The 11,717-nt window shown below is 48.9% G+C and carries 13 protein-coding genes; 10 read left to right on the plus strand and 3 right to left on the minus strand.

Going from position 1 to position 11,717, the window contains the following annotated elements; all coding sequences use genetic code 11:
- The first annotated feature begins 18 nt into the window (after positions 1 to 18).
- From M891_RS0101605 to M891_RS0101630, 6 genes are all read left to right on the plus strand, one after another.
- The gene (locus tag M891_RS0101605; RefSeq protein WP_016312055.1) at positions 19 to 510 is read left to right on the plus strand and encodes a hypothetical protein; all 492 of its coding nucleotides are present in this window, start codon (positions 19 to 21) and stop codon (positions 508 to 510) included.
- 39 nt (positions 511 to 549) lie between these two features.
- Entirely contained in the window at positions 550 to 1,002 is a 453-nt protein-coding gene (locus tag M891_RS0101610; RefSeq protein WP_157268737.1) for a hypothetical protein, read from the plus strand.
- A gap of 13 nt (positions 1,003 to 1,015) precedes the next feature.
- Positions 1,016 to 1,555 carry a hypothetical protein gene (locus M891_RS0101615; protein WP_232228267.1) on the plus strand — a complete coding sequence of 180 codons (540 nt, stop codon included), beginning with the start codon at positions 1,016 to 1,018 and terminating at the stop codon, positions 1,553 to 1,555.
- A complete protein-coding gene (locus M891_RS0101620; protein WP_028537569.1) occupies positions 1,542 to 2,534 on the plus strand; it encodes a hypothetical protein in 993 nt (330 codons plus the stop codon). Before M891_RS0101615 ends, M891_RS0101620 begins: the two co-directional genes overlap by 14 nt.
- A 167-nt stretch (positions 2,535 to 2,701) precedes the next feature.
- The gene (locus M891_RS0101625) at positions 2,702 to 3,724 is read left to right on the plus strand and encodes a thiazole biosynthesis adenylyltransferase ThiF (protein ID WP_051416807.1); all 1,023 of its coding nucleotides are present in this window, start codon (positions 2,702 to 2,704) and stop codon (positions 3,722 to 3,724) included.
- Between the two features lie 96 nt (positions 3,725 to 3,820).
- Positions 3,821 to 4,498, plus strand: coding sequence for a winged helix-turn-helix domain-containing protein (locus tag M891_RS0101630; RefSeq protein WP_028537571.1), 678 nt, complete (start codon positions 3,821 to 3,823; stop codon positions 4,496 to 4,498).
- A 102-nt stretch (positions 4,499 to 4,600) separates the two neighbouring features.
- Here the strand turns inward: M891_RS0101630 and M891_RS0101635 are convergent, their stop codons facing one another.
- Both M891_RS0101635 and M891_RS0101640 read right to left on the minus strand, forming a co-directional pair.
- Entirely contained in the window at positions 4,601 to 5,110 is a 510-nt protein-coding gene (locus M891_RS0101635) for a C40 family peptidase (protein WP_009226190.1), read from the minus strand.
- Positions 5,111 to 5,413: 303 nt separating this feature from the next.
- Complete coding sequence (locus tag M891_RS0101640) at positions 5,414 to 6,055, minus strand: thiamine diphosphokinase (RefSeq protein WP_028537572.1); 642 nt, start codon at positions 6,053 to 6,055, stop codon at positions 5,414 to 5,416.
- A 146-nt stretch (positions 6,056 to 6,201) separates the two neighbouring features.
- Here M891_RS0101640 and M891_RS23135 point away from each other — a divergent pair, with 146 nt between their 5' ends.
- Positions 6,202 to 6,888: a trimeric intracellular cation channel family protein gene (locus M891_RS23135; protein WP_009226188.1), complete on the plus strand. Its 687-nt coding sequence runs from the start codon at positions 6,202 to 6,204 to the stop codon at positions 6,886 to 6,888.
- A gap of 101 nt (positions 6,889 to 6,989) precedes the next feature.
- Here M891_RS23135 and M891_RS0101650 read toward each other — a convergent pair whose 3' ends face one another.
- Positions 6,990 to 7,718, minus strand: a complete 729-nt coding sequence (locus M891_RS0101650) for an alpha/beta hydrolase (RefSeq protein WP_009226187.1) — start codon at positions 7,716 to 7,718, stop codon at positions 6,990 to 6,992.
- A 254-nt stretch (positions 7,719 to 7,972) separates the two neighbouring features.
- Here M891_RS0101650 and pdhA point away from each other — a divergent pair, with 254 nt between their 5' ends.
- Genes pdhA through M891_RS0101665 form a run of 3 tightly spaced genes read left to right on the plus strand, consistent with a single transcriptional unit; the run spans position 7,973 to position 11,714 of the window.
- Positions 7,973 to 9,040 (plus strand): pyruvate dehydrogenase (acetyl-transferring) E1 component subunit alpha, encoded by a 1,068-nt coding sequence (gene pdhA, locus M891_RS0101655; RefSeq protein WP_016312064.1) that lies wholly within the window; start codon positions 7,973 to 7,975, stop codon positions 9,038 to 9,040.
- A 50-nt stretch (positions 9,041 to 9,090) separates the two neighbouring features.
- A complete protein-coding gene (locus M891_RS0101660; protein WP_028537573.1) occupies positions 9,091 to 10,071 on the plus strand; it encodes an alpha-ketoacid dehydrogenase subunit beta in 981 nt (326 codons plus the stop codon).
- A gap of 29 nt (positions 10,072 to 10,100) precedes the next feature.
- Positions 10,101 to 11,714, plus strand: a complete 1,614-nt coding sequence (locus tag M891_RS0101665; protein WP_028537574.1) for a 2-oxo acid dehydrogenase subunit E2 — start codon at positions 10,101 to 10,103, stop codon at positions 11,712 to 11,714.
- Positions 11,715 to 11,717: the final 3 nt, after the last annotated feature.

An 11,717-nucleotide genomic window follows, 5' to 3' on the forward strand; every position in this document is an offset into this window, starting at 1 on the left:
TTAAGGAGGCATTTATCCATGAACAACGCATCATCCGCACTGAAGGTTGCGGCCGGAATCTTTTTGACCATCGCTTTGATTACGATCGTAGTTATTCTTTTTGTTTCTGCCCAGGAAGCGACCAAAACGGCGCAAAACAGCTTTTCCGACATCCAGACCGAATTGTCCCAAGCCGCTTTTACCGTATATGACGATACGACGGTTAGCGGTTCGCAGGTCACTAATGCCTTACGGAAGTTTAAAGATCGCGATCAATTTGGCATTCTGGTGAAAACCGGGAAGAACAGAGGCGGAGAATGGTATGGAGATATCCTGAATGTCAATGACCCTGAGTCCTCAGAATTTTACGGTGCGGTGATCAATCACAGCAATGTGCCAATTAGCAATGCCTGGGACGAACGGCTTAATGAATATGTCAATCCGAGCGGCAAGTTCAAGGCGAAGGTAGTTAAGGACAGCTCGAATGTGGTTCGGGGATTGATATTTACGCAAACCACACTCCTCCCGTAGAGGCGTAGGCTGGGGGCATCATTTAAGGTGATTAATCATGTGAAAAGTCTGGTATGGTTGCTTTTCTCCGTCAGCTCTTTTCTTGTAGCTACGATTTATATGCTGGACATCGGAACGAATCAAAACGCGTCCTACGACGCGCTCGCGGTTCAGTTGCACGGCGTTAGACGCAGCGTCTACGCGCATGAAGGAAAAGTGCTCACAAGCGAAGAGGAGGAGAGACCCCTCTATGAAGATCCTCAGGGAGAAACAATCGGCGGATATACCGGGAATGATCTGCTTCATCGGATTCCGGATTGGATCGAGCTCGGAGTAGAGATTGAGGTTGATGGGGAAGTGCTGAACAACGTCTCGCTTGGTCCCATGGAGGACATGTTGGAGGTAAGTCGCAAACGTGCTTTGCAAGTATTGGATTTACGAGCGAAATACAGCGTGGAGAATAGGTATGATTCTTCAGGGAAAGTGACCCGGGCGATCATTCATAGAAAGTAGGTTGCAGTAAATGGTGAATGCCTTGTCCAAAATAACGGCCGCACTTCTTGCCGTACTGCTCCTGTTTCTGTTTCCAGCGTTACAGACTGCTCAACGTCACGAAGATCTTCGATATTTGTCGGCGTACCATACGTTGGTTCAGTTTGCTGATGCCGTGCGAAACAAAGGGTTCGTCACGCCGGACATGTATGAGGATTTTGTTCATGAATTGGAGCGTTCAGGAGGAGGTTATGAGGTTGAGCTGGAGCATCGCCATAAGATCTATCATCCGGAATATGGCGATCCGGCTGACCCAGGAACGTTTTTAGGTGATTTCAGCGTTGTATACGATGCGTACTATACTTCCGATATTTTGAAGGCCCTTTTTCCATCTGAGACAGGGCAGGAAGGTGTTCCATACAAGCTCGAGGCAGGGGATTTCTTCACTGTGACAGCCTATGATCGCTCTCGGAGCCTGCTGGATATTCTATCGGAGTTCCTATATAACGATACAGGGAAGCAGGGAACGTCTTTGCTCACCTACGGAGGTATGGTGCTCAATGAAGATTACTGACTGGGCCGTGATTTTTGTCATTATTATTGCTCCTGTTGTTTGGCTGGGCGGGCTGCGAGCGGAAAATTTACGGGAGGTCAATCGGCTTGAAACCCGCTATACTTCCGCCTTACGCACGGCGGTTCATGATGCAGCGGCTTCGCTAAATCGGAACGAGCTGCAGCAATTCGAGAGCGGATACGGATCCTCCAAATGGATGCGGGCGGATAAAGAACAAGCCCTTGCCGCACTGCTTCGGAGCTTGTCTTTGAATTTCGGCATTGCCGACGATCTGACGGGTCAGCAAATCCTCTTAGGTTATATCCCCGCGATCGTTGTCATGGATTATGACGGATATTTTCTGTATACAGCGGACTTGGATTTGAGCAGTGATACGTGGACTTATCGATGGCAGGATAAAAAGCCCTATACCTATTTAGACGCTAGCGGGAACAGCATCGCATTTACGTTAGACAGGCAGGTGACGGCTTACGATGCCGCGACAAACCGGTGGGTCAGCGGATTGCAAAACGAGATCAAATCCGAGGTTTCCATCCCGCTGCTGCAAAATGAGGCTCTTTTTGATGCTGTTCGGCGTGCAACGATCGTTCGGCGGATAGAAGAGGATCTCGCTCAGGCTATTCGCCTTCATAATCAGATTGCGGCAAAGCTGGGGGTAGATTATACGTTTACGCTACCGGTGATCCCCCAGGAGGAGTGGAACAATACGTTAGATGATGTCGGCATGCTGGTGTTTCTACAAGGCATTCCCGTAGGTGATCACTACTATAACAACTACGCCTTCGGCGGGGGAAGATTAGATTTGGCCCCGGCGGTCATTGGAGCCGTTGATCCTAACACGGGAATAAAATATTACTTTCGGGAGAGCTGTAATCGCGCTAATGCGTATAGTTATCATGAAGAGGAGATCTTCCCGAATGAACGTGCGGCGGCCGAAAACGGGTATTTTCCGCTGGATTGTAGAGAATCCGCACCTTAAGCGTGAGGGAAACTCCTTTGAATTCTTGCCCTATCTGTACTATGCTTGAATCAATCCATCGAAGCGGGTTGTTTTACCGGAATTCGATAAGAAGACAAGCTTTGGCGAGGGGAGTACGGAAATTGGAGAGAACACATGCGCAACAGCAACAGCAGCACGAACATCAGATGCCGGATCGTTATTCTCGGCAACGATTGTTTGCACCGATCGGGCATGCAGGTCAAGACAAGCTAGGACAAGCGAAGGTACTTGTCGTTGGTGCTGGAGCGCTTGGCACAGGGATCGCTGAAACACTCGTTCGCGCAGGTGTCGGTCATCTAGTCATCGCGGATCGGGATTATGTGGAGTGGAGCAATCTGCAGCGACAGCAGCTGTTTTCTGAAGCGGATGCAGCGGGACGAGTACCAAAAGCGATCGCGGCCAAGCAACGGTTAAATGCTATCAATAGTCAGGTGCAAATTGATGCCCATGTGATGGATGTTGATCCAGAAGAATTGGAACACCTCATTCAGGGCGTTGACCTCATCATGGATGCTACAGATAATTTCGATACGAGATTAATGATTAACGACATCTCGCAAAAATATCGCATCCCCTGGATCTACGGCGGATGCGTGGGCAGTTACGGGATCACATATACGATATTGCCCGGCAAGACGCCTTGCTTAAACTGCTTGCTAGGAACTGTGCCGTTGGGCGGGGATACTTGTGACACGGTAGGGGTGATCCCGCCTGCCGTTCAACTAGTTGTAGCCCACCAAACAACGGAAGCGTTAAAGCTGCTCACCGGGAATATCGAGGCATTGCGAGGCACACTGCTGACCTTTGATCTGTGGCGAAACGAGCAAACCTCCATCAGAGTGGGGACGGCCAAACGGGAGGATTGCCTTTCTTGCGGAAGCAAAGCCTCTTACCCATATCTGTCTGCGGCCGGCAATCGGAAAACAGAGGTGCTTTGCGGCAGGGATACCGTGCAGATTCGTCCGGCAACCAAGCGGAAGCTAGAACTCCGTGAGATGGCGGTGAGACTGGAACGATTGCAGGAGGGGAAAGTGGAGGTTAATCCGTTTCTGCTCTCTTTTACAATAGGGGAGAAGCGGTTGGTTCTGTTTGCGGACGGGAGAGCGTTAATCCACGGCACGCAAGATCCCTCTGAAGCCAAAACGATCTATGATCGCTATATAGGTTAAGGACCAACATGGATCCTTTCGGGGGAACCGAATGGTTTCCCGGCGGAATGACCATCTTAATAATGGATTGGCAGATGCAGGTAAGGTGGTCGCGCGATGAAAGGTTACATTTTGCTTGTTTTAGAGGATCCGACTCATGGAGAACGCATCCATGCTGGATTAGTGGAAGCCGGCTATCGAGTTAATTGGAAGCAAAGCGGCTCCGGCGTGCTTCGGATCATCGAAGAAGAGATTCCGGATCTGCTGATGCTTGGGGCGGATTTGCCTGATGACGCTTCCGAAGTGCTTCTAGAGGAAATTGGGCGGTTCGCTCCGTTTCCGCTGATCCTTCTGCTGAAGGAGTGGGACACCGAGGACGTTGTCGCCGGCTTTGCTCGGGGAGCCAACGATGTCGTTTCAATCACAATCCCGATGGCTGAGCTGTATGCACGGGTGGGTCATTTGATCGCGCTGTTCAAACGGTTAGGGGATGGTTCCTTAACTGAATTATCTTTTGAGGATTTACGAGTTGAGCTGCGCAGCCGCAAAGCGTGGAGGAACGGGGAATCCATTCGTTTAACACCGAAGGAATTCGATCTGCTGCTCTTTTTAATGAAGCGAGCGGGGAAGGTGTGCGGACGGGATTTGATCCTGCAGCAGGTTTGGGGGTATGATTTTTCAACCGGGACCAACGTGGTGGATGTCTATATCCGGCATTTACGCAAAAAAATCGATAAAGGCCATTCACGAAAGCTGATCCACACCATTCGCGGCACCGGGTACATGTTTGGTTAAACGTAAAACGGACGGGTTGTTCATCTTATGGCAATGGGAAAAGTCGTTGCGATCAATAGATCTATGCAACGACTTCTTCATTTACAAGTTAGGCTTGTCCGACTAGAGGACGCGACGAGCCTTCAGATATGTTTTTTTCCAGTTACCAGAGTTCAAATTCGAAATCGTTACCCCTGGCTTCCCATAAGTATGAATAATTTTTCCGTTGCCCATATAGATCGCTACATGAGTTACGTTCTTCCCGTTTGCCCGGCTGCCGCTGGAGAAGAAGACCAGATCGCCCGCTTTCAGATTGGATTTCGATACTGCTGAGCCAACTTTAGCTTGAGCAGCGGAAGTACGCGGCAGAGTAACGCCATATTTCTTCATAACATACTTCGTAAAGGAAGAGCAGTCGAATACCTTAGTCGTCGAAGTCGATGCTCCGAATTTATAAGGAGTGCCTATAAACTTCTTCGCGTAGTTTACAACCTGCGTGCCTTTGGATACAGCAGTGCTTGTTGCCGATTGGGCTTGTACTGGTTCAGCCCCGCCTGCAAGCAGCGTACCGAAACCAAGGGCGGACACCAGTCCGACCGTCAATACTTTTTGGAATAGATTGCGTTTCATCATGTTGTAATACCTCCAAGTTCTGATTTGACCGGTTCGTTAGTTGGAGTATAACAGATTTGTAATCTCCTATATTTTGGTATATTTCCCTAAAAACCTTGGGCCGCAACGGTTTGGAGGCGATTATTAAAATAACATTAAAGTTTACATTTTTTTAAGATATAGCGTTTTTTCATCCTCCTTTATCAATGAAAATCCATGAAAAAAACCCTTGAAAAATCAAGGGTTCTGCTTTTCTTTCATCTTTTCATTCCGGGGTCACATAAAGGTTACAAAAATGATACATATTAAAATCAAATCAAATACCTAGTCACGGCTTTGGATAATAAGCAACCAGCCTTCGTTCACATACACCGTTCCGACGGGAGCCGCTAACTGATTGCTCACCGCCAGAGATTGACCTATGCGGAGCGTTGCATCATCTAATGGGTACATGAATCCTTTTAATGTAATGCCGGTTACGACAGGGGTCAGCGGAAGAAGAGAAACATATGTATATCCGCGATCCTCAACTCGGCAGACCGATCCGCACAATGTAATGTAATTATGTTCATCCCATATAGAGCAGGTAATGCCTTGCTCCGCTGCGCGCAGTAACATATGTATATTGGCCAACGAATGATCCAAGCGAGTTCCGATTACTCCGGTTAATACGATTTCTGCCGGGTTACGCTGAACGGCTAGGTCAAAGGCCAGCTCCGTATCCGTCAGATCTTTATCAATCGGATCGCAAATGACCAGCTCTTTGCTGTGTCTGCGAATCCGATCCAGTTCTTCCTCGTTCACGGAATCGAAATCGCCCACCGCCAGATGAGGGGTTATCCCGTGCTCTACTAGAAATAAAGCCCCGCGGTCAGCACCGATCACCCAATCATCCGAACGAACCTCACGAAGCATTCCCGGATTTAATCGTCCGCCTGCAAAAATGAGCACCCGGTTCACAGTCATTTCGATTTTCTTCCTTTCCCGAACAATATCTTCTACTTTCGTTAGTATAATTCAGATTTTAGGGTTGCACAATTTCCACTTGTGGGCCTACAATGAGGATTGATAAATAAAAAGCTGACAACGAAAGGCAGAGAAGGACGGAAGAGATGCACATCTTTGAGATTTTTAGCATCATCGGCACAGTCGCGTTTGCGATGTCCGGCGCGTTCGTAGCGATGGAAGAGGAGTACGATATCCTCGGTGTGCTGGTGTTGGGCCTAGTTACGGCGTTTGGCGGCGGGATCGTCCGCAATGTCTTGATCGGTGTCCCAGTAACGACGTTATGGGGACAAGGGGATTTGATTATGTTGGCCGTAATGTCCGTGTTGGTCGCCTTCGTGCTGCCGATGCCATGGGTTCGTCGTTGGAAACGGACAGAGGTTCTGTTCGACGCGATTGGTTTGTCGGCTTTTGCAATTCAAGGGGCGTTGTATGCCACGGACATGAAGCATCCGATGAGTGCGGTGCTTGTGGCGGCGGTGCTGACTGGCATCGGGGGCGGAATTATTCGCGATTTGCTGGCCGGGCGTAAACCGCTGGTACTGCGCGACGAGATCTATGCGGTTTGGGCGATGCTGGCTGGACTGGCAGTAGGTATGGGGTGGTTCGTTTCAACATGGGAATTGATTTTGTTGTTTGCGGCAGTTGTCTTTTTCCGGATGTTATCCGTCCATTATAAATGGAAACTGCCCAGACGGTCACTGACAACAGGGGATATCTATATTGGAACGGAAGCGAAGCCGAAGACGAAATCCAGTTCAGAGCGGGCTATCGTGCAGGATCAGACTCCTTAACGCGCGTAGGAGACTATGGTGGAAAGACATCAAGAGAGGCTGTCCGAAGTAGATGAGGGTTCTACCTTGGACAGCCTCCCATTTTACTGGATATGAAAGCGTTATTTTAAGAAGTGGACTAGCGCATCGGGAAGCTCTTGCTGCCAAAATCCCCACAAATGTTTCCCGTCCTTCTCCAAATAGGTGACTCTGGCTCCGCGCTCTTCGAGCAAGGCTTTGGCTTTGCGATTTAACTCAACAAAATTATAGGTGCCTGTATCCGTTGTATAATGATCTTCCTGCAATCCCACGATCATAAAGAGCGACAAATAGGAGAGATCGGTCTCTTGAGCGAGGAGGTTAAGGGACGGTTCATAGTAGGCGCCGGACAAGCTGATGATTTTGGAAAACAGTTTCGGATTTTTCATAGCCAGGTGGAGGGAGACCGTTGCTCCTAAAGAGTCACCAGCCAGCACCCTTTCCTCGGGTTCACGGCGAACCGGATAATTGCGCTCGATGAAGGGAATAATTTCTTCCGTGAAACAGCGGGTATAGGCCTCAAACCGGTTTCCGAATGGGGCATATTCCTCTGTACGCACGGCGGTATTCACCTCAACGCCAACGATGATAAACGGTTCAATCCCTTCATCTAAAATCAGGCGATTGGCATGTGTCGCAATCCGTCCGAAATTGAAGAACTCCTCGCCGTCCTGACAGTAAACGACAGGATAACTGAGGATTTCGTTATACCCAGGAGGCAGATACACACGCAGATAACGTTTCTCACCTAAGAATTGACTTTGGATTTCCTCTTTGACGACGGTTCGTTTTAAATATTTCGAATCTGTCATAGTTCTACACACTCCGTTGTATAGATTTTTGCTTTTGTAAGTTGAATCAAGTAACATTTACCATGAAGCAGGACAACGATAGGTTACCACAAAATGGATCTGTGTTATACTATTTTCTCTAAACTGTTACATACACAAAGATAAAAATATAACACAACAATCCTTAATTCCTTTGACTTCTAGAATGAAACAGGAGTATAATAATTCTATAACAGAGGAACAAGTTAATCAAATTTTCAGTCGAGGTGAAAAAAATGAGCAAGATTCCTTATGAAGTATACACGGAAGAAGTAGAAGCTTTGTCCGTGCTCTCGCCAGACGGTGAAATCGTTAACAAAGATAAAGTACCGGCTCTGTCCGACGACGAATTGAAAGAATTGATGTATCGCATGGTATTTACCCGTACTTGGGACGAACGTGCGATCAACTTGGGCCGCCAAGGCCGCCTCGGATTTTATGCTCCAGTTTCCGGGCAAGAAGCGACAATGGTAGGTAGTGAATTTGCGCTGGATAAACAGGACTTCATTTGCCCGGGTTACCGCGATATGCCGCAGCTCGTATGGCATGGACTTCCGCTTTATCAAGCTTTCTTGTATTCCCGCGGCCATCAACATGGCGGACAAATTCCAGAAGGCGTTAACGTACTTATGCCGCAAATCATCATCGGCGCACAAGTATTGCATGCGATGGGGATCGCCATGGGCTACAAGCTCAAAAAACAAAAACAAGTCGTTATCACTTACACCGGTGACGGCGGTTCTTCTGAAGGTGACTTCTACGAAGCACTGAACTATGCTGGCGTATTTAAACTGCCGGTTATTTTCTTCGTACAAAACAATGGTTATGCCATCACGACACCGTTCTCCAAGCAAACTGCGGCTTTGTCGATCGCGCACAAAGCAGTGGCTGCCGGGATCCGCGGCGTGAAAATCGACGGGATGGACGTGTTTGCTGTTATCAGCGCGGTGCGTGAAGCTGCTGAACGTGCTCGCAACGGCGAAGGTGCGACTTTGATTGAAGCCGTAACTTATCGTTTCCGTCCGCACTCTCTGTCTGACGACACTTCGAAATACCGGACGAAGGAAGAAGAAGGTCAATGGAGTGAGAAAGACCCGATCGCTCGTCTGGCCAAATACTTGGAGAAGAAAGGTCTTTGGACTGAAGAAGATACTGCTCGTGTGAAAGAAGAAGCGAAAGCAAAAGTAAACGAGCATATTAAGAAAGCAGAACAAACGGAAAAAATGACAATTCCAGGCCTGATCGACAGCATGTTTGAAGTAACGCCTAAACACCTGGAAGAGCAAAAGGCCGATTTTCAATAAACGTACGTGTGTATTTTAGTCTGATCGTTCTATAGAGGAGGATACAAGCAATGGCACAAATGAATATGAAAGAAGCGATTCGCGACGCCTTGCGCGTCGAACTGCAACGCGATCCAAATGTTCTGATTTTCGGCGAAGACGTAGGTAATGTCGGCGGGGTGTTCCGTGTAACGGAAGGTCTGCAAAAAGAATTTGGGGAAGAGCGCGTCATGGATACGCCGCTCGCGGAATCCGCTATCGGCGGTTTGGCGGTAGGTTTGGGGATCCAAGGCTTCCGTCCAATCGCGGAAATTCAGTTTGTTGGCTTTATTTTTGAAGCATTGGACCAAATTCTCGTACAAGCGGCTCGGATGCGTTACCGTTCCGGCGGACGTTATCACTCTCCGATCGTGTTCCGTACTCCGTTTGGCGGCGGCGTAAAAGCGGCTGAACTGCATACTGATGCTTTGGAAGGCCTGATTGCCCAAACTCCGGGGATCAAGCTGGTTGTTCCTTCGAACCCTTATGACGCAAAAGGTCTGTTGATCTCTGCGATCCGCGATAACGACCCTGTATTCTTCATGGAACACTTGAACTTGTATCATGCGTTCCGCGAAGAAGTACCGGAAGGTGAATATACCGTTGAACTGGGCAAAGCGAAAGTCGTTCGTGAAGGCACTGATGTAACGATTCTTGCTTATGGTCTCATGGTTCATACCGCTATGAAAGCAGCAGAAGAACTGGAAAAAACCAAAGGCATTAAAGCTGAAATTATCGACCTGCGCACCCTGGTGCCGCTGGACATCGATACAATCGTTGCCTCTGTGAAGAAGACGAACCGCGCTATCATCGTTCAAGAAGCGCAAAAATCGGCTGGTATCGCTGCGGAAGTCATCGCGCAAATTAACGAAAAGGCGATTCTGCACCTTGAAGCTCCTGTACTGCGTGTCGCTCCTCCGGATACGGTTTATCCGTTCGCGCAAATCGAAGATCAATGGCTGCCGTCTCCGGCTCGCGTGATCGATGGCGTTAACAAAGTGCTGGAATTCTAAAACGAAGAACAAAATAGGAGGTCTTTCCTGTGGCGAAGTTTGAATATCGGTTCCCTGAACTGGGCGAAGGCTTGCATGAAGGTGAAATCATCAAAATGCACATCAAGCCAGGGGACAAAGTAACGGATGAAGATATCATCATGGAGGTACAAAACGATAAAGCGATCGTTGAAGTGCCTTGTCCTGTGAATGGTGTAGTACAAGAAGTGTTTGGTAAAGACGGTGCCGTATTCCGTGTAGGTGAAGTGGTTGCCGTTATCGAAGCTGAAGGCGACATTCCTGAACAAGAAGGGGCTCCAGCTCCAGCAGCTGAAGCAAGCGCACCGGCTGCCGCTGCAGCTCCGGCTCCGCAAGCAGCTGCTTCGTCTAACAAATTCGAATACCGCTTCCCTGAGCTTGGCGAAGGTTTGCATGAAGGGGAAATTATCAAAATGCATATTAAACCGGGCGACAAGGTAACGGATGAAGATATCATTATGGAGGTTCAAAACGACAAAGCGGTCGTTGAAGTTCCATGTCCGGTTAACGGTACGGTTCTGGAAGTGTTCGGTAAAGACGGTGCGGTGTTCCGCGTAGGCGAAGTTGTGGCTGTCATCGATGCTGAAGGCGATCTGCCTGAACAAGCTGCAGCTCCTGCACAAGGGCATGATGCTCCTGCTGCTGCAGCAAGTGCACCAGCCGCAGCCGCTGCTCCTGCAGCTCCAAACCGCGAAATCCTCGCTACGCCTGGCGTTCGTAAATATGCTCGTGAGCAAGGCGTTGATCTGTCGCTGGTACCAGGGACAGGCAAAGCCGGTAAAATCACGAAAGAAGACGTTGATAACTTCAAGAAAGGTGGAGCTGCTGCTGCTGCTCCGGCTCAAGCTGCTGCACCTGCACCAGCCGCTGCTCCAGCCCAAGTTGCAAAAGCACCTGCTGCACCAACAGCGATCGCAACAGAGGGCGAAGAAGAACGCGTTCCGTTCAAGGGTATCCGCAAAGCAATTTCCAACGCGATGGTGAAATCGGCTTACACAGCTCCGCATGTCACCATTATGGATGAAGTAGATGTAACGGAACTGGTTGCTTTCCGTACTCGCATGAAACCAATCGCTGAGAAGAAAGGCATTAAAGTTACGTATCTGCCGTTCATCGTTAAAGCGCTGGTGGCCGCTTCTCGTCAATTCCCGGCTCTGAACGCTTCGATCGATGAAGCGAACAACGAGATCGTTTATAAGAAATATTACAATATCGGTATCGCAACTGACACCGATAACGGCTTGATTGTTCCGGTGATCAAGGATGCGGATCGGAAGAGCATCTGGATGATCGCTGAAGCGATCAAAGACCTGGCATCCCGTGGTCGTGAAGGTAAACTGGCACCTCACGAAATGAAGGGAAGCACGATTTCGATCACAAACATCGGTTCTGCTGGCGGTATGTTCTTTACTCCGATTATTAACTACCCTGAAGTCGCGATCTTGGGTACGGGTCGTATCAGCGAAAAACCGGTAGTTAAGAACGGTGAAGTCGTTGCAGCACCAGTTATGGCCTTGTCGCTTAGCTTCGACCACCGTCTGATCGACGGTGCGACAGCACAGAACTTTATGAACTATATCAAACAGCTGCTCGCTAACCCAGAGCTGCTCGTTATGGAGGTGTAATCG

It is taken from the genome of Paenibacillus sp. J14 (assembly GCF_000518465.1).
In the GTDB taxonomy this organism is placed as follows: Bacteria; Bacillota; Bacilli; order Paenibacillales; family Paenibacillaceae; genus Fontibacillus; species Fontibacillus barengoltzii.